The sequence below is a fragment of the Nocardia sp. CS682 genome (assembly GCF_004634405.1).
In the GTDB taxonomy this organism is placed as follows: domain Bacteria; phylum Actinomycetota; class Actinomycetes; order Mycobacteriales; family Mycobacteriaceae; genus Nocardia; species Nocardia ninae.
The window spans coordinates 6,111,112-6,126,908 of the sequence record NZ_CP029710.1 but is presented as its reverse complement, the minus strand read 5'-3'; the positions used below and the strand labels follow the sequence as shown (position 1 = coordinate 6,126,908).

At 67.9% G+C, this 15,797-nt stretch carries 20 protein-coding genes; 8 read left to right on the top strand and 12 right to left on the bottom strand.

Going from position 1 to position 15,797, the window contains the following annotated elements:
- Positions 1 to 111: 111 nt before the first annotated feature.
- The gene (locus tag DMB37_RS27600; RefSeq protein ID WP_135235154.1) at positions 112 to 1,551 is read right to left on the bottom strand and encodes an alpha/beta hydrolase; all 1,440 of its coding nucleotides are present in this window, start codon (positions 1,549 to 1,551) and stop codon (positions 112 to 114) included.
- 70 nt (positions 1,552 to 1,621) lie between these two features.
- Between DMB37_RS27600 and DMB37_RS27595 the strand changes: the two genes are divergently transcribed.
- Positions 1,622 to 2,224 carry a TetR/AcrR family transcriptional regulator gene (locus tag DMB37_RS27595; protein ID WP_135235153.1) on the top strand — a complete coding sequence of 201 codons (603 nt, stop codon included), beginning with the start codon at positions 1,622 to 1,624 and terminating at the stop codon, positions 2,222 to 2,224.
- Here DMB37_RS27595 and DMB37_RS27590 read toward each other — a convergent pair.
- Positions 2,133 to 3,191 carry a sigma-70 family RNA polymerase sigma factor gene (locus DMB37_RS27590; protein WP_135235152.1) on the bottom strand — a complete coding sequence of 353 codons (1,059 nt, stop codon included), beginning with the start codon at positions 3,189 to 3,191 and terminating at the stop codon, positions 2,133 to 2,135. The genes DMB37_RS27595 and DMB37_RS27590 overlap by 92 nt on opposite strands.
- A 149-nt stretch (positions 3,192 to 3,340) precedes the next feature.
- On the opposite strand from DMB37_RS27590, the gene DMB37_RS27585 reads away from it, so the two are divergent.
- The 3 genes from DMB37_RS27585 to DMB37_RS27575 are packed head-to-tail and all read left to right on the top strand — an operon-like array spanning position 3,341 to position 5,095.
- Positions 3,341 to 3,739 carry a PPOX class F420-dependent oxidoreductase gene (locus DMB37_RS27585; RefSeq protein WP_240771674.1) on the top strand — a complete coding sequence of 133 codons (399 nt, stop codon included), beginning with the start codon at positions 3,341 to 3,343 and terminating at the stop codon, positions 3,737 to 3,739.
- 33 nt (positions 3,740 to 3,772) lie between these two features.
- Positions 3,773 to 4,318, top strand: coding sequence for a YdcF family protein (locus DMB37_RS27580; RefSeq protein ID WP_135235151.1), 546 nt, complete (start codon positions 3,773 to 3,775; stop codon positions 4,316 to 4,318).
- A gap of 45 nt (positions 4,319 to 4,363) precedes the next feature.
- The gene (locus DMB37_RS27575) at positions 4,364 to 5,095 is read left to right on the top strand and encodes a VIT family protein (RefSeq protein ID WP_135235150.1); all 732 of its coding nucleotides are present in this window, start codon (positions 4,364 to 4,366) and stop codon (positions 5,093 to 5,095) included.
- A gap of 71 nt (positions 5,096 to 5,166) precedes the next feature.
- Here the strand turns inward: DMB37_RS27575 and DMB37_RS27570 are convergent, their stop codons facing one another.
- Genes DMB37_RS27570 through DMB37_RS27565 form a run of 3 tightly spaced genes read right to left on the bottom strand, consistent with a single transcriptional unit; the run spans position 5,167 to position 5,985 of the window.
- A complete protein-coding gene (locus DMB37_RS27570) occupies positions 5,167 to 5,343 on the bottom strand; it encodes a CsbD family protein (protein WP_107654532.1) in 177 nt (58 codons plus the stop codon).
- Between the two features lie 9 nt (positions 5,344 to 5,352).
- Positions 5,353 to 5,508, bottom strand: a complete 156-nt coding sequence (locus tag DMB37_RS40700; RefSeq protein ID WP_167768950.1) for a DUF6131 family protein — start codon at positions 5,506 to 5,508, stop codon at positions 5,353 to 5,355.
- A 24-nt stretch (positions 5,509 to 5,532) separates the two neighbouring features.
- Positions 5,533 to 5,985, bottom strand: coding sequence for a hypothetical protein (locus DMB37_RS27565; RefSeq protein WP_135235149.1), 453 nt, complete (start codon positions 5,983 to 5,985; stop codon positions 5,533 to 5,535).
- Positions 5,986 to 6,112: 127 nt separating this feature from the next.
- Between DMB37_RS27565 and DMB37_RS27560 the strand changes: the two genes are divergently transcribed.
- A complete protein-coding gene (locus DMB37_RS27560) occupies positions 6,113 to 6,307 on the top strand; it encodes a heavy metal-associated domain-containing protein (RefSeq protein ID WP_325050794.1) in 195 nt (64 codons plus the stop codon).
- 94 nt (positions 6,308 to 6,401) lie between these two features.
- Here DMB37_RS27560 and DMB37_RS27555 read toward each other — a convergent pair whose 3' ends face one another.
- Together DMB37_RS27555 and DMB37_RS27550 are read right to left on the bottom strand one after the other, a co-directional pair.
- Positions 6,402 to 7,976: a Na+/H+ antiporter gene (locus tag DMB37_RS27555; RefSeq protein ID WP_135235148.1), complete on the bottom strand. Its 1,575-nt coding sequence runs from the start codon at positions 7,974 to 7,976 to the stop codon at positions 6,402 to 6,404.
- A gap of 75 nt (positions 7,977 to 8,051) precedes the next feature.
- Positions 8,052 to 9,047, bottom strand: coding sequence for a DUF418 domain-containing protein (locus DMB37_RS27550; RefSeq protein WP_135235147.1), 996 nt, complete (start codon positions 9,045 to 9,047; stop codon positions 8,052 to 8,054).
- A 120-nt stretch (positions 9,048 to 9,167) separates the two neighbouring features.
- Between DMB37_RS27550 and DMB37_RS27545 the strand changes: the two genes are divergently transcribed.
- Together DMB37_RS27545 and DMB37_RS27540 are read left to right on the top strand one after the other, a co-directional pair.
- Positions 9,168 to 9,608, top strand: coding sequence for a MarR family winged helix-turn-helix transcriptional regulator (locus DMB37_RS27545; RefSeq protein WP_135235146.1), 441 nt, complete (start codon positions 9,168 to 9,170; stop codon positions 9,606 to 9,608).
- Positions 9,609 to 9,634: 26 nt separating this feature from the next.
- Entirely contained in the window at positions 9,635 to 10,015 is a 381-nt protein-coding gene (locus tag DMB37_RS27540; protein WP_135235145.1) for a DUF5313 family protein, read from the top strand.
- Between the two features lie 334 nt (positions 10,016 to 10,349).
- On the opposite strand, the gene DMB37_RS27535 is transcribed toward DMB37_RS27540, so the two are convergent.
- Together DMB37_RS27535 and DMB37_RS27530 are read right to left on the bottom strand one after the other, a co-directional pair.
- Positions 10,350 to 11,000 (bottom strand): response regulator transcription factor, encoded by a 651-nt coding sequence (locus tag DMB37_RS27535; protein ID WP_135235144.1) that lies wholly within the window; start codon positions 10,998 to 11,000, stop codon positions 10,350 to 10,352.
- Positions 10,997 to 12,187 (bottom strand): sensor histidine kinase, encoded by a 1,191-nt coding sequence (locus tag DMB37_RS27530; protein ID WP_240771673.1) that lies wholly within the window; start codon positions 12,185 to 12,187, stop codon positions 10,997 to 10,999. Before DMB37_RS27530 ends, DMB37_RS27535 begins: the two co-directional genes overlap by 4 nt.
- A gap of 129 nt (positions 12,188 to 12,316) precedes the next feature.
- On the opposite strand from DMB37_RS27530, the gene DMB37_RS27525 reads away from it, so the two are divergent.
- On the top strand, positions 12,317 to 13,327 hold the full coding sequence (locus DMB37_RS27525) for an SDR family NAD(P)-dependent oxidoreductase (protein WP_240771672.1): 1,011 nt from the start codon (positions 12,317 to 12,319) through the stop codon (positions 13,325 to 13,327).
- Between the two features lie 34 nt (positions 13,328 to 13,361).
- Here the strand turns inward: DMB37_RS27525 and DMB37_RS27520 are convergent, their stop codons facing one another.
- The 3 genes from DMB37_RS27520 to DMB37_RS27510 form a co-directional block, all read right to left on the bottom strand.
- On the bottom strand, positions 13,362 to 14,249 hold the full coding sequence (locus DMB37_RS27520; protein WP_240771671.1) for an aminoglycoside phosphotransferase family protein: 888 nt from the start codon (positions 14,247 to 14,249) through the stop codon (positions 13,362 to 13,364).
- A 42-nt stretch (positions 14,250 to 14,291) separates the two neighbouring features.
- Complete coding sequence (locus DMB37_RS40695) at positions 14,292 to 15,023, bottom strand: hypothetical protein (RefSeq protein ID WP_167768655.1); 732 nt, start codon at positions 15,021 to 15,023, stop codon at positions 14,292 to 14,294.
- 175 nt (positions 15,024 to 15,198) lie between these two features.
- Entirely contained in the window at positions 15,199 to 15,795 is a 597-nt protein-coding gene (locus DMB37_RS27510) for a hypothetical protein (protein WP_107654523.1), read from the bottom strand.
- Between the last annotated feature and the right edge of the window lie 2 nt (positions 15,796 to 15,797).

Here is a 15,797-nt window from a genome sequence, read left to right as displayed (position 1 = left end):
GCGACCGGTCGGGTCCGCGCCGACTCGCGCTCGCGGGGTGCGCGAGGCGTAGCGCGGACCCATTCCGGACGTCGGTATCCCCGTCGACACCTTCCAGCCGAGCAGAGTTCGTCACCGGCAGGCGGTCCCGCGCTCCGGCACGACACCCTCCCGCAGATACGCGTGCACCACCCGGTCGACGCACTTGTTCACGCCGCCGTACGCCCCATGCCCCGCACCGTGATACGTGACCAGGACACCCGAGGCCAGCGCCTGCGCGAGTTCGGACACCCAATCGATCGGCGCCTCCGGATCACCCGTGTTGCCGATCAGCACGATCGGCGCGGCACCCGCGCCACTGATCGGCGCGCGGCCGACCCCGTGGACCGGCCAGTATGCGCACTCGGCCAGGCGCAGCCCGGTCAGCTCGCCGAAACGCGGTGAGGCCGCGGCGAATTCGGGCATGAATCCACGAATCTGTTCGATGCTGTAGAAGTCCGGATAGTCGGCGCAGTTCGCGGCGGTGTTGATCGAGGCGAAGTTCGAGCGTGAGCCGTCGGGACGGCGTCCCGCGAAAAGGTCGGCGTAACCGATGAGTTCGTTGCCGTTACCCGAAAAAGCCTGGGCGAGTGCGTTGATCAGGTGCGGCCAGATCTCCGGGGCGGCCGCGCCGAGACCGAGACCCGCCGTCGCGACCGAGCGGGTGAGCGGCGTACCACGATCGGTGACCAACGGGGTCGCCTCGACCCGGGCGAGAAACGCGTCTATCTGCGCCAACGCCTCCTGCTCCGACCGTCCGAGCGGGCAATTCCCCTCGGCCACACAGAAACTCAGAAACTGACGCAACGCCGCCTCGCTGCCGGCGGACTGGTCGAGCAGACTTTGCCGGAAGGTGCGCAGTGGCGTGCCGGGCGAGTCCAGCAGCATCCGGCCGACGCGCTCCGGAAAGAGCGTGGCGTAGGCGGCGCCGAGCTGACCGCCGTAGGAGACGCCGAGGTAGTTGAGTTTGTCGTCGCCGACCGCCGCACGGACCAGGTCGATGTCGCGCGCGGAATCGAACAACCCGATGTGCGCAAGCATCGGGCCCGACGCCGCGACGCACGAGTCCGTGAACTCCCTGCTGCTGGCGTCGATGGCCGCCCACTCGGCGTCGGTGCGCGGAACACGTTCCGGCAGTGCACCATCCGAGCAGACGACCGCAGAGCTGCGGCCGACACCACGCGGATCCCAGGACACCAGGTCGTAGTGCTCGAGCAGGGGCGCGAACCGAGTAGCCACGCCGACAACCGTTTCCAGCCCGGACCCACCGGGACCGCCAGGGTTGTAGACCAGCGATCCGAGCCGCTTCGCGGGATCGGCGCTGCGGGTGCGGATCAGCGCCAGCTCGACGGTGCCCACCGCCGGGTCTCGGTGGTCACGGGGCGCGGTGATCGTCGCGCATTCCCACGGTCGCCCGTCGGCCGCCATGCCCTGACACGGCGACCAGATCGACTCGGCCTCCCGTGACGGATCGCCGGCGCAGGCCCCCGCCAGCAGGACGGTCGCCGCGAGCAGCACGCCTAACCACCGCATCCTTGCCCCCTCTTTCTCAGCACGACTGTACTACCAATGAAAACTAACACAGTCGTGCTACAAATGGGAGGTGGCACGAACCGTTGACCAACAGGCCCATCAGCAGCGGCGCCAGACGATCGCCGAGGCAGTATGGCGGGTCATCCAGCGCGACGGGTTGGAGCACGCGTCGGTCCGCAAGGTGGCCACCGAGGCGGGCGTCTCGATGGGCAGCCTGCGGCACTACTTCGCCACCCAGTCCGAGCTGCTGGCCTTCTCCCTCGGCATGGTCGGCGAGGGGATGATGGACCGGATCCGGCGGCTGGACCTGGCCGAGGACCCGTGCGAGCGCGCGGCACAGATCCTGCTCACCGGACTGCTGCCGACCGACCCGCACCAGCGCGCGGTGACCACGGTATGGCTGGCGTTCCTCGGCCGCGTGCTCACCGAACCGGCGCTGCGGCAGCGCAGCAACGAACTTTATGACGGCACTGCCGAACTCATCACCTGGGTGCTGGGCGAACTGGCCGCCAGCGGCCGACTGCGCGACGATCTCGATCTGGAGTGGGAGACCGAACGCCTCTACATCTTCGTCGACGGGCTCACCGTGCAGTCGCTGATCCGCCCGGAAAAGATTCCGCCCGAACGTGTTCGAGAGCTTTTGCAGCACCATCTCGACCAGCTGTGTCGCTGATCTCGGGGGGGAAGCCGAACATGGTGACCAGTCCCGGATCACAGAATGCCGCGATCCGGGTGACGGCGTCAGCCGTGGTGGTCAGCACAGCGACGCCGAAAGCCCGGTAGGGACCGGGGGTTTCGCGCAGATACGCGACGGCGGCGGGCTGTCCGTTGGCGCGCGTCGGATACAGCATCCAGTCCCCCGGCGCGCCGAGCACCTGTGCCGCAAGGTAAGCCACACAGGTGCGCTTGCCCACGAACCAGGTCTGGAAGGGCGGCATCTCGATCACAGCGTCGCGGTGCAGCAGCCGTTCGAGGGCGGCCGCGTCGGAGTTCTGGAAGGCGGCCATGTACTCCGCGAGCAACGCCCGCTGGCCCGGCTCGGTCGGTGCGGCGGCCTGCTCTGCGGCCGTGGCGATTTCGTCCAACCGCGCCCGAGCCCGCTGCAACGTGCTCTTGACCGCCGCGGTGCTGGTGTCCAGGATCGTCGCGACCTCCGCGGCAGGCAGGCCGAGTACGTCACGCAACAGCAGTACCGCGCGCTGCCTGCCGTTCAGGTATTGCAGGCAGGCGATGAGGGCGAGCCGCAAACTGTCGCGGGCCACCGCCACACTGGCCGGATCAGCCGCTTCGGCGGTCACCAGCGCATCCGGCATCGGTTGCAGCCATCGGGTTCCCGGCGGCGCCATGGCCGGTTCCGCGGCGGGATCGTGGCCTGCGGCGCCGAGCCCGGAGGGCAGCACCCGGCGACCACGGTGCCGCAACGCGGTGAGACAGGCATTGGTGGCGATCTGATACAGCCAGGTACGCACCGAGGATCGCCCCTGGAAGCTGTCGAAGGAGCGCCAAGCACGCAGATAGGTCTCCTGGACCAGGTCCTCGGCGTCGTGCACCGAGCCGAGCATCCGATAGCAGTGCGCGAGCAGTTCCCGCCGGTAGGGCTGGGTGCGGCGGGTGAAGTCGGCGTCCGGTGCTGCGGTCATCCGCGAGGTCCTCTCCGGGGGACGGCCCGCATTTAGCGAGCCTCTCGCAGATAAGACCAGGCGCGAGCGGAAAAAGAATCGGCGGCACCCGATTCCTGCGCACCCGGCGCGCGGTCTGCATAACCGGATTCACCACGAAAAGGAGACCGATGATGACCGTGCCTCTCGACGACACCGTGCGCGCCCTGATCGACGGCCGGCACGCCGCGATACTGGCCACCTCGAACGCCGACGGACGCCCGCAATCCTCGGTGATCTTCGTCGACTACGACGGCGAGACGCTGCTGTTCAGCACGATCAAGGGTCGGCTGAAGACCCGCAACATGCAGCGCGACCCGCGCGTCAGCCTGCTGGTGCTCAGCAAGACCACCGGCCGATACGTGGAGGTGCGCGGCCGGGTTGAGATCACCGAGGATCCGGAAAAGACGCTGTCGCACCATATGTACGCGAAGTACATGGGCGGTGCGACACCGCCGCCTGAGCCCGGCGCCGAGCGACTGATCGTGCGGATCGCGCCGGAGAAGCTGTACGTCTTTCCGCCCGGGTAAGGCAGGTGCCGGCATTTCGGTATCGTCGGGTTGGTGCCCGGCCTGCGACGAGCTGGAGTCTTCTGCGGAGCCCTGCTCACCCTGGTCCTGCTGATCGGGCTCGCGGGTCTGCCGGTGTATGTGCATCCGCAGACCGATCCATTACGCAAGGCCGATGCCATCGTGGTGCTCGGCGGTACCGCCTACGAACGCTTCGATGTCGGGCTCGACCTCGCGCGCCGGGGATACGCTCCGACACTGCTGATTTCGCGGTCCACCGGCCTCGACGACCACGAGATGGACCGGTACTGCGCGGGCCGATTCGACTTCACCGTCAGCTGTTTCGTCCCCGACCCGTGGACCACCGAGGGCGAGGCGCACGAAATAAGGCGGCGCGCAGAGCAATTCGGCTGGCGGCACCTCATCGTGGTGACCTACACCCCGCATGTGTCGCGGGCGCGCTACATCGTGGCGAAATGCTTCGACGGCGAATTGACCATGGTGGCCAGCCCGAGCGCGTCCGGCCTGCGCTTCTGGACCTGGATGTATCTCAGGCAGTCGGCGGGCTACCTGAGAGCGTTTCTGTCGCCGGACTGTTGAGCGGGCTACCGGTCGGCAGGCCGAGCATCGCTTAGTCTTCGACTCATGGACGAAACGACCAGCGAACCCGCAGGCGCGCATCCGCACGAGCCCCACGCCGAGGGGCTGGCGTCCAAGCTGAACTGGTTGCGCGCGGGCGTGCTCGGCGCGAACGACGGCATCGTCTCGACCGCCGGTTTGGTCGTCGGTGTCGCCGCGGCGACGACCAATACGGGCACCATCTTCACCGCGGGCATCGCGGGGCTGTCCGCGGGCGCTATCTCGATGGCGGTCGGCGAATACGTGTCGGTCAGCACGCAGCGCGATTCCGAACGAGCCCTGCTCGCCAAGGAACAACGCGAGCTGCGCGAAGAACCGGACTTCGAGTTGGCCGAGCTGGCCGGCATTTACGAGGCCAAGGGGCTGTCCGCGGCAACGGCGCGCAAGGTCGCCGAGGAACTCACCGCGCACGACGCGTTCACCGCGCACGCCGAGGCCGAACTCGGGCTCAATCCCGAGGAGCTGACCAATCCGTGGCAGGCGGCGGGCTCCTCGGCGGTGTCGTTCACGCTCGGCGCGCTGCTGCCGCTGCTGGCCATCCTGTTGCCGCCGGTTCCGCTACGGATTCCGATCACCTTCGCCGCCGTGCTGATCGCGCTGGCGATCACCGGCTCGGTGAGTGCCCGTCTCGGCGGTAGCGATCGCGGCCGGGCGGTGCTGCGGGTGGTGATCGGCGGGGCGCTGGCCATGGCGGTCACCTACGGCATCGGGCAACTCACCGACGTCGCCGGGGTCTGACGCGGAAAACGTCGAAGCCGGTGCCAGCCGAGGGGCTTGACTTGCCCCTCGGCTGAACACCGGCTATCAGGTCAGCGCTTGAACGCGGCCCGGAGTTTGTCCGCGGCGCGTTTCATGTTGCCGCCGGCCTGTTCTCGACGTCCCTCGGATTCCAGACGACGGTTTCCGGCCGCCCGGCCGAGATACTTCTTGACGTTGCCCCTGGCGGCTTGCACCTGGTGCGCGATCCTGTCTTCGAATTTATTCACGGTCGATCCCTAGTAATACCAGCGCCGGCCACCGACCGGGCGGCCGACCGATCCGGCGATCATCAGCACGAGGCCGACGATGAGAATGATGATGCCTGCGGTAGTGAGCAATCCGATTCCGAGCAGCCACCCCGCGATGAGGAGGACAAGTCCGAGAATAATCATGGTCGTATTTCCTTTTCTCGATGATTATTTCGACGCCGGCGCCTGTACACGGGACGTGCTTTGGGCGCGCGGTGTGTCACCGGCCGGAGCCGTGGCCGGGCGGCGCACGAATCGACTCCAGACTGGCTCGCGGTGCGACTGCGGTGCGGGCTCCTTGCGGGCCGGTGGGGTACCGTCCGCCAGATCGCGCCGGACCGCCGCCATTTCGCGGCGGGACTGCCTGAGCTCACGACGTGCCACCATGTTGCGCCGGGAGACACGCCAGACACCGGTCAGCAGCAGGGCCAAACCCAGCGTGCCGATGGCGCCGAGGACGATGCCGTAGCCGAACAGCAAACCGCTGGAGCCGTGGAAGTGGTAGTCGAAAACCGCGAAATCACTTGGTAGGAAGTTTGCTTCGCCGTTGTTCGCCACCACGCCGGCGACTCCGACGATCACTGCTGCGATCAAGACGACGAGCCCGATGATGATGATCATGACAATCCTGTTGCGTCGAGTTGTGTGACACCCCGGCTATTCCCGGGGATACGACAACCAAACGTGGATCGGCGAAATCTACTGCTCGTCGGCGTTTACGCACGTCGATACGGTCTATTCGGTGTTCATGAGCTCCTACACGATTACCTTGCACAACGTCACCCGCGAGTCCGCCTCGGCCATCGAGTCCACGCTGCGCGGCGTCAACGGTGTCGACTACGTCGACATTGATGTGGCGTCCGAGTCCGCCACCGTGAACTCCTCGCTGACCTATGAAGAGGTGCTGGAGGCGATCCGTAACACGGGCGTGGCGGCCAGTTGATCCTGTTGCGCGCGTGCTGGTTCCGGCGTCGCCGGACTCAGCACCTGCGCAACAGTTCAGCGCCTGCCCAATAGTTCAGCACCTCTGCAACGGTTCAGCGCCTGCCCAGATCCAGCCGCCTGGTCACTCGGTCGACCAGATCCGGTGGCATGCCCGGCTCACGGCGGGCATTCTGGGCCTCGCGGCGGCCTGCCTCCACGACATCCTCGCGGATGTCGCGTAACTTCCTGGCCAGCTTCGCGTTTCGCGCGAACTCGGATTGCGCGTCCGCGTCGGCCGCCTGCGGATCGGCCCGCGCCATGCGTTGCCGGAAGCCGTCGCGCAGGCGTTCGTAGACGTCGTCGGGCAGATTCTGTTCCACCGCAATAGCTTTCAGACGCGCCAGTTCGGCCTTGATGACGCGCTCCCAGAGCTGGCGTTCGAGTTCACGCTCCAGCTTGGTGTCCGCGTGTACGCCGGTGAGGCGCACGACAAGTGGGAGCGTCGGCCCCTGCAGCAGCAGGGTGAACAGGACGACCGCGAAGGCGGTGAACAGGATCTCGGTACGACCCGGAAAATCAGCGCCGTCGTCGGTGAGCAGCGGAATGGCCAGTGCCAGGGCGACAGTCGCGACGCCGCGCATACCGGCCCACCACGTGACGATGGTCTCGCGCCAGGTGTAGGGCTCGTCGGTGGCCCGCCGCCACCACGAGCGGCTGATCGCCCACGTGGTCATCAACCACACCAGGCGCAGACCGACGACCATGGCGACGACGGCACCCGCGCCGCCGAGCAAGGTCGGCCAGCGGTCACCGGTCGCTTCCAGTACCGCTGCCAATTCGAGACCGATCAGCCCGAAAGCGAAGCCGCTCAGCAACATTTCGGTGATGTCCCAGAAGGAATCGCCGACCAGTCGATAGTCCGGGTCGCTGAATTCGGTGACGGCGTCGGTCAGGTACAGCGCGCATACCAGCACGGCGAGCACGCCGGAACCACGCCAGGCCTCCGCGATTCCGTAGGCGGCGAACGGCAGTAACAGGCTCAGTGCCACCTGCCAGGTGGCCACGCCCAGATAGTTGGTCAGCTTGCTGCCGGCCCAGCCGAGCAGCAAGCCGACGATCACCGCGACCACCGCCGAGACAACGAACTCCGCGGCCGCGTGCGGCGCCGAGAACCGGCCGGTCACCACGGCTTGGATCGCGACACCGTAGATCACGATCGCGGTGACATCGTTGAACAGTCCCTCTCCGCCCAGCACCACCACCAGACGGCGGGGCAGGCCGAGACTTCCCGCCAGCGCGGTCGCCGCCACCGGATCCGGCGGCGCGACCAGCGCGCCCAGCGCGACCGCCGCCGCGATCGGCAGGCCCGGATACCAGGCGTGGAAGACCGCGGCCACCGCCACGGCCGTCGCGATGACCAGCCCGACCGCCCGCAGCGCGATCGGTACCCAATTCTCCGCGAACTGCCGCCACGAGGTGCGCCGCGCCGCCGCGTACAGCAGCGGCGGCAGCACCAGCGGCAGAATCAGATCCGGGGAAATATTGATCCGCGGAGCAAACGGCAGCAACGCGACCACACAGCCGAACACCGTCATCAACACCGCCGACGCCACCCCAACCCGCTTGGCCAGCGGCTCGGCCAGAATCGCGGCGAACAGGATGACGATCATCAGCACCAACTGGTCCATGACCGTCCAGTCTGCGACGCCATCTCGGAGTTACCCGCCCGCCGCGCCGCAGCGATCGTGGTGCGGCCTAACGCTTCACCAGCGTCGGGCGGGTTCGGGCACTTTGCGGGCGGGGACCAGTTCCCACCATGTGATGCAGCGCCAGACCCATTCGAGGGGGCCGTAGCGGAATACCTTCAGCCAGGTCCAGCTGACGAGGGCTTGTATGGCGATGATCGCGGCGGCCAGGCCGAGCAGGATGCCGTACTGGGCGGAGCCGGAAAGGGCTAGGCGGGGTTCGGCCAGCAGGATCAGTGCGGTGGCGCCGATGTAGTTGGTCAACGCCATTCGGCCCATGGGTTCGAGTACTTCGGAGAGGATGGCGCCGAATTCGGTGCGAAGCAGGAGTAATAGGCCGGTGAGGTAGGTGAGGGCGCCGAGCAGGCCGGCTACGGCAGGGGCGCTGGTGGCCAAGAGGTTGAGGTAGGGGGTGCGGTACTCCCAGATGGCGGCCACCACCGCGGCGGGTAAGGCCAGGGCGAAGACGGCGGCCAGTTGCCAGCCGCGGTCGTCGAGGGTGTGCAGGATGCCGTAGCGGGCGGTGGCCAGGCCGAGTAGGAAAAGACCGGGGACGAGGCCGAATCCGCCGCTGAGCACTACAGCGACACCCACTGTTCCGACGAGACCGAGCAGCAGTACCGCCCAGTTCGGCAGGCTGGTGGCGGGCAGCAGGATCACCAATCCGACTATGGCGTAGGGCAATAGCGCCTCACCGGGCTGGAACTGGTGATGGAGCAGCCCGAGCAGACCCAGCGCGATAAGGCGGCGGATCAGCACTAGCTTCGGGTGATCGGTGCGCTGGGCCGCGCTGTCCAGGAACAAGGCGAAGCTCAGTCCGAACAGGAACGAGAAGATCGGGAAGAAGCGGCCTTCGAACAGCACCGACAGCAGGTGCCGCAGCGGGACCATCTCGCCGGGCGCGCGCACCGCGGTCATGCCGGTGATCTGCCAGATGTTGACGACCAGGATGCCGCACAGGGCGAATCCGCGCACGGCGTCGAGCTCGTGGATGCGACCTGTGTCGTTCTGCATGCATCTCAAACTAACCATCGCCCGCGGCACAACCACGCTTCTCCGACGAGATGTCGCACACACACTTCGTGCGTTAACTGTTAGTGCGTTAACATTGACGGCGGTGCGACAGGAGGACAGATGGACGATCCACTGCAACTCGACCGGCAGGTGTGCTTCGCGTTGGCGGTGGCCAATCGCGCGGTGCTCGGCGTGTATCGGCCGCTGCTGGAGCCGCTCGGCCTGACCCACCCGCAGTATCTGGTGATGCTGGCGCTGTGGGGTGAGGCGCCGATGTCGGTCAAGGCGATCGCCGAGGCCATCCAGTTGGACTCGCCCACGCTGTCGCCGCTGCTCAAGCGGTTGGAGAGCGCCGGGCTGATCACCCGCGAGCGGGACAGTCGCAACGAGCGCAACCTGGTCGTGAACCTGACCCCGGACGGTGTCGCACTGCGCAAGCAGGCCGAGAAGATCCCGCCCGCGGTGGTCGAGCGGCTCGGCGTCACGCTGGCCGACCTCGAGGAGCTCCGCGAAGTCCTCACCCGTGTCAACGAGGCCGCACGCCGATCGATGGCGGTCTAGACCCAACACTTACGAGGAGTTCGCGCATGTCCCGGAAAACACCGCGGCCCAACCCGATCCAGTGGATCGGCTACGTCTTCGGCCGCCGCCTGCCCGATTCGATGATCGACTGGGTGCGCAACGACCTCACCGGCAAACACGCCACCGCCCGGCACATCCTGCGCGGCATGGCCCCCTTCACCCCACTGTTCGTCGTCTTCCTGCTCTTCCCCGGCGAACTCTGGCTACGCGGCGCCATGGTCCTGCTCGCCATGCTGCTGGCCCTGTTCTACACAGCGGCTTTCATGCCGATGAACCGCGCCCACCGCCTCGCCGAGCACGGACTCCCCGCCGATCTGGAGAACCCGGAACGCATGCGCCGCCGCGCCGTCGAACGCGCCAGGTACGCCGCCCAACACCCCCACTGACCGCACGCAGTCAGCGAAATCTCCACCGCCGACCCCACCGCCGACCAGGCGATCGCCCCGGCGGTGCGGTCACTGTCGTTTTCGCCCGCACCCGATCTCGCCACGGCGCATGCGCCGGTCGAACGGTTCGTCGTGCCCAATTACGCCGCATGGCAAGAGACTCGAGCCGGCGCCGACGGCGCACTATCTCGCACCGCGACATCGCCGACGTCGTCCTCCGCACGAGCAACCTCGTACGCTCCTGTCCGCGCCCGCTCCCCCGCATGCCTGGCGAGGCGTTCAGCGAATAACTCCGGAACAATGCTCACCTGTCGAGCGTCTCAGCCGTGTCCAGCTAATTTCGGGAGGTGCGGGCGCCGAGGACGGCTAATTGGACTCGGTTGGTGGTGCCGGTTTTGGCCATCAGGTTGGTGATGTGGGTTTTGACGGTGGTGATGCCGAGGTGCAGGTGGGTGGCGATGTCGGCGTTGGGGAGGCCCTCTGCTACCAGGGCCAGTACTTCGAGTTCGCGGGGTGTCAGGCCCGGGGGCGTGCGGAGTTCGGGGGTGGGCGGGGTGGTGCGGGCTGCCAGGGCGGAGTCGACTACGCGGCGCAGGACGTTCGGGGAGAAGGGGTGGTCGCCTGCGGCGGCGCGGTGGATGCCGTGGAGTAGGTCGGTGGGTGAGGCGTCTTTGACGAGGAAGCCGCAGGCGCCCGCGGCGAGGGCAGGGTAGAGGTGATCGTCGTCGTCGAAGGTGGTGAGGGCGAGGATGCGGGTGGCCGGTCTGGTCGCGAGAATCGCTGCGGTGGCACGGATTCCGTCCATGCCGGGCATGCGCAGATCCATCAGGACGACGTCGGGGCTCAGTTGCTCGGCGAGCCGGACGGCGTCGCTGCCGGTGGCGGCCTCCCCGACCACCTCTAGCGCGTTGTCGGTTTCGCAGAGCATGCGCAGGCCGGCCCGGACCAGGTGCTGGTCGTCGACGAGGAGGACGCGGATGGTCATGCGGGCACCGGGCGTCCGGTCGGAAGACGTGCTGCGAGTTCCCATTCCGCGCCGACCCGAGCGGCGGTGAATTCGCCACCGAGCAGTTCGACGCGCTCGTGCAGTCCGATCAAACCGAGCCCGTGGCCGTCGGCGGGCCGGCGTGCAGCCGAACCGGCGCGCGCGCTCGACGATGGCGCGGAACCGTTGTCGCGCAACGTGAACCGGACCTCGCCGTCCTGGATGGCAATGGTCAACTGTGCTGTCGCACCGGATCCGGCGTGCTTGGCGATGTTCGAGACGCCCTCCTGGGTGAGTCGCAGCAGCGTAAGGGCGAGTACCGCATCGACTTCGGCGATGTCCTCGGTCACCGCGGCATGCACGGTGATGCCCGACTGCCCGGCGCGGTCCACCACGGCGGTGAGCGCGGCGGGCAGGTCGGCGGGTGCGATGAAGGAGTCGCCGGTCATCGCCGGATCCCGCAGGATGGCGAGCAGCCTGCGCAGATCGGTGAGCGTGGCCTTGCCGCTGGCGTGGATGTCGTCGAGCACTTCGAGTGCCCCGGGTGGCGCGTCGGGCATGGCGTGCCGGGCGACGCCGACGCGCAGCACGGTCGAGGACACGTGGTGGGCGATCAGGTCGTGCAGTTCCCGGGCGATAGCGGTGCGTTCGACGGCGCGGGCGGCGGCCACCTCGGCGTCGCGGCGCTGGGCGATCTCGTGCGCCTCGCGGCGTGCGTGTTCGGCGCCCTCGCGTGCCGTGCGCAGCAGCACACCGAGCAGCACCGGCGCGCCCGCCATCACCACCGCCCGATATCCGTTCGCGGCGAGGTCACCGCTCGGATGCAGGAGATAGGCGCAGGCCAGTGCGCAGGCGGCCACCCACGGCTGCCAACCCGACCGGCGCGCCGACAGCTCGGCCAGTGCGATCGCGGCGGCAACCTTGGGCACCACCGGACCGGTATCGCCGATCTCGAAGCCGATCAGCAGCACGCCGCTCACCGCGAGCGACGTGGCCAGCGGCCAGCGCACCCCACCTGCGGTTACCAGCACCGCGAGCAGCCCGATCGTCCAGTCGATCGTGCTGGGCGCATCGCCGAGAAACAGCAAGCACCCCACCGCCGACACCAGCAGGACCAGCAACCGCACCGGCAAAAACCGCTCGTCGAGCCATGATTCCAGGCCACGCGTCACTTCCGCCGAACTCACCACGCCCTCATCATGCCGGGCACCACGACCGCCCGGCTCCTCCCTGCGCAGGAGCGCCCTCATCCGTGCGGCCGATATTCGGGCCAGCGGACGGAGTCGCCGGATTTCGGTTGTCGAGAGGGTGGTGACATGACGAACAACGATGATGCGGCGCGTGTGTCCGATGCCGGCGAGTTCGGTCCGGCCGAGACGCCCCGCCCCGCACCCGGTAAGCATCAGGAAGCGAAGCCGAACCGCAGACGGCTGCTCGGCTCGATGGCGGCATCCGGCCTCGCGGTCGGCGCGGCCGCCGGGCTCGCCGGAGGTGTTGCGCTCGGCGCGAATTCGAACCCACCACGGTACGAACCGACCGCGTTGCGACGCTTCGCGGGCAAAACCGTGGTGATCACCGGGGCGACCTCGGGCATCGGCGCGGCGGCCGCACGCTTGTTCGCGGCGGAGGGCGGGCGGGTGGCGTTCTGCGGGCGGCGCGAGGATCGGGGTCGTGCAGTGGAGCGCGAGATCCGGGCGGCGGGCGGTGAGGCGACCTACATTCGAGCCGATGTACTGGTCGAGGACGATGTCCGGAACTTCGTCGACTCGGCCGCGAAACTCTATGGCGGGCTGGATGTCGCGTTCAACAACGCGGGCATCACCGTGCAGAAGAAGCTGCACGAGTACAGCACCGCCGACTTCGATCGGGTGCTGAACACCAACCTGCGCGGCACCTTTCTGGCGATCAAATACCAAGTGCCGCATCTGATCCGGCGCGGTGGCGGCACCATCGTGGTCACCTCGTCCAGCAACGCACTCGCCACGGACGCGGGGCGCGGCGCGTACACCGCGAGCAAGCGCGGGCTGGTCGGTCTGGTCCAGTCTGCGGCACTCGACTACGCGGCGGACGGCATCCGGGTCAACGCGCTCGTCCCCGGCACCACCGACACCGAGTTCGTGCGCCGGGCCGCCGGATTGGCGCACCTGCCCGACGACGTGTACCAGGTGATGATGAAACAGTGGGCGGGCAGCAATGTTCCAGGGCTCGGCCGACTGGCCACCGCAGCGGAGATCGCCGCGTTCGCGCTCACCCTCGCCTCACCCGAACACCCGTATCTCACCGGCGCCCAACTGGTCATCGACGGCGGGAAAACCGCACACGCGTAGGGATCCAGCTGCGGCGACCGCGCGGCGAAACCGATCAGCGCAACGCCCAGGGCGCAATCTCCTGGACGGCGGGGTAGCCCGGATCGTCACAGTCCTCGTCCTCGGCGAACCACAGCCAGTTGCGCGCGCACTGCACGAGGGTCCACGCTCGGGCGCGGTCGGCGTCGAGGCCCGCGATGTCGACGACCGCCGCGAAACGATCGTCGAGGGTGGATTCGGTTCGGCGGCTCCACAATAGGGACAGGGTGGTGAATTCAGGATCGCCCGCGAGCGGTTGTGGATCGATGACCAGCCATGGTTCTCGTCGTGCCGCAAGCACATTCTCGAAGTGCAGGTCCTCGTTCACCAGCAGTTGGGCGGCGGTGGGCCCGAGCTGCGTGCACACCTCCACGGCGGCGTCCAGCAGCTTGCGCGGGTACGGCGCGCCGAGCCGCTCCCACTCCCTGGGCAGTTCCTCCGCCCAGCCTGCCGACTCCGTGCGCAAGTTTCGCGAAATACCTTGCGGCACTGGGATAGCCAATCGGCGCATGAGCTCGCAGGTGATTCGCACAGCGTCATCGATCGGCTCGGTCTCCAGTGAACGTCCGGCTTCGAGACGTTCCAGCAGCATCGCTCCGTTGTCCGCGTCACTGTCGAGGAGCAACACCGCACCGTCGCCCTGCCATGCGGCCAGCGCGACGGGTTCATCCTTGGTTTCGGGCGTCAGATAGTTCAGTTTGAGCACGGCCGCACTGCCGTCCGCCCGCCGGACGGGCAGCACGAGGCCGCCGTAGCCGTGCATGGACGGTCCGTCGAAGGCGAGCTGCCAGCGGTCGGCATACTGCGCGGCGAGGTTGGGCAGGCGGTCGAGCCAGGCGCGGGCGGGTGCGCCCTCCTGGTTGGCGAGGCGGGTGGCGAAGAACTCGGGCACGACGACGGTCACGTCTACGAGCATCGCAGCCGTGTCGATCGATTTTCGGTTGCCCTATCCGACACACCCGATCGGAGTCGGAGGAATCCGATCGGCACCGGAGGAGGCGGGCACCGGAGGAGGCGGCGGGAGCCCGGGAAAGAGGGGCGGGAATTCCGGAACAGGAGGCAGCGGCCCCGGAGCAGGGGGCGGCGGCCCGGGAGCGGGCGGGGGTTCCGGCGCAGCAGGCGGTGATTCCGGGACCGAGGGCGGAAGCTCTGGATTCGCGGGCGGTGGTCCCGGGTCGGCGGGCACCGGCTCCGGGCGGGGGCCTTGCTCCTGTTGGCCGGGCCGACCCTGCTCCTGCGCCATGCACACCCAGCGACCGTCCGGCCCCCGCATCCACTCCGCGACGATGCCGTCGTGCGAGCAGTCATCCCCGATGCGATGCACGTTCTGCCCCTGTGGAACACACGCCCATTCACCGCCGCGCAGATCCCACTGCGCGACGATGCCGCCCGCCGAGCAGTCGTCGCCGATCTTGCGCGCGGGCTGCGGGACCACCGGCGACGGCGGTCCAGGACTCACCCGGGTGGGCGACGGGGTGGTGCGGCCGGTGGTGGACGGCCTCGCGGAGGTCGTCGCGGACGGCGACTTGTCGTCCTTCGAGTCCTCACCCGACCGCAGCAGCATCCCGACCGCGACCACCAGCACCAGGACGGCGGCGATCACGGCCGCGATCACCAGGCCGCGGTTGTCGGCGCCGCTCCCACCGTCGGGTTCGTGACTGCCGCCGGGTGTCACCATCGAAACCGCCTTCTCTGCTGGACAGGGAAACACCGGTACGAATGTTGATCTTCACGGCACGCTACCCGAAGGTTGCTGTATCAACGTCGACTTTAGACAATTTTCATTTGTGCAGGTAAAAGCCGTTTACCAGGAATAGCTATGGGTAAACTCGGCCCGTTTCAGCGGCCGAGGGTCACTGCTTGGGCAGCGCGCCCGCCATCCCGCCGACGTCGGTGACCTTCCACCCGTTGTTCGGATCCACGTTCACCGTGTAGGTGACCGTGGTCTGCGCCCCCTCGGGCGTCTGCGCGCTGGTCGAGGTGACATTGAGGAAGACATTCACCTTGTAGACCCCGTTGTCGGTGTTCATCACCTTGGCGGTGATCGGCGCCGAGGTCGAGGTCCACTTCAGCGGCACCAGGATGTCCTGCAGCTTCGGCGCGGTGGCGTCGAACTTGTTGGCCAGCTGCGGGGTGGTGTTGGCCTTGAGCTTGGCGACCCAGGCGTTGACGTCCTGGAAGTTGATGTTCGAGGCGCCGACCGCGTAGTCGGTGGCGACCTGCTCGGCGTGCTTGTCGTCGGCGGCCGCGGCGTCGCGGTCGCTCAGGTCGCCGCGCGCCGAGGCCCACAGCGCGCCGAACACCACGGTCGCGGCGGTCAGCGCCACCAGCGCCGCGGCGACCGCGACGGTCGACAGGCGAATCGAGACGGTCTTCGGGTCACGGGCCGGGGCCGGCGTGGCCTCGGTGTCGACGTCCTGCTTCGGTTCGGTCACAACGTCGTTCGACATCG

Coding starts and splice junctions, on each gene's coding strand:
- DMB37_RS27600 (WP_135235154.1), bottom strand. CDS start 1,551: ATGCGGTGGTTAGGCGTGCTGCTCGCGGCGACCGTCCTGCTGGCGGGG.
- DMB37_RS27590 (WP_135235152.1), bottom strand. CDS start 3,191: ATGACCGCAGCACCGGACGCCGACTTCACCCGCCGCACCCAGCCCTAC.
- DMB37_RS27585 (WP_240771674.1), top strand. CDS start 3,341: ATGATGACCGTGCCTCTCGACGACACCGTGCGCGCCCTGATCGACGGC.
- DMB37_RS27575 (WP_135235150.1), top strand. CDS start 4,364: ATGGACGAAACGACCAGCGAACCCGCAGGCGCGCATCCGCACGAGCCC.
- DMB37_RS40700 (WP_167768950.1), bottom strand. CDS start 5,508: ATGATTATTCTCGGACTTGTCCTCCTCATCGCGGGGTGGCTGCTCGGA.
- DMB37_RS27565 (WP_135235149.1), bottom strand. CDS start 5,985: ATGATCATCATCATCGGGCTCGTCGTCTTGATCGCAGCAGTGATCGTC.
- DMB37_RS27560 (WP_325050794.1), top strand. CDS start 6,113: ATGAGCTCCTACACGATTACCTTGCACAACGTCACCCGCGAGTCCGCC.
- DMB37_RS27555 (WP_135235148.1), bottom strand. CDS start 7,976: ATGGACCAGTTGGTGCTGATGATCGTCATCCTGTTCGCCGCGATTCTG.
- DMB37_RS27550 (WP_135235147.1), bottom strand. CDS start 9,047: ATGCAGAACGACACAGGTCGCATCCACGAGCTCGACGCCGTGCGCGGA.
- DMB37_RS27545 (WP_135235146.1), top strand. CDS start 9,168: ATGGACGATCCACTGCAACTCGACCGGCAGGTGTGCTTCGCGTTGGCG.
- DMB37_RS27540 (WP_135235145.1), top strand. CDS start 9,635: ATGTCCCGGAAAACACCGCGGCCCAACCCGATCCAGTGGATCGGCTAC.
- DMB37_RS27535 (WP_135235144.1), bottom strand. CDS start 11,000: ATGACCATCCGCGTCCTCCTCGTCGACGACCAGCACCTGGTCCGGGCC.
- DMB37_RS27525 (WP_240771672.1), top strand. CDS start 12,317: ATGACGAACAACGATGATGCGGCGCGTGTGTCCGATGCCGGCGAGTTC.
- DMB37_RS40695 (WP_167768655.1), bottom strand. CDS start 15,023: ATGGTGACACCCGGCGGCAGTCACGAACCCGACGGTGGGAGCGGCGCC.
- DMB37_RS27510 (WP_107654523.1), bottom strand. CDS start 15,795: ATGTCGAACGACGTTGTGACCGAACCGAAGCAGGACGTCGACACCGAG.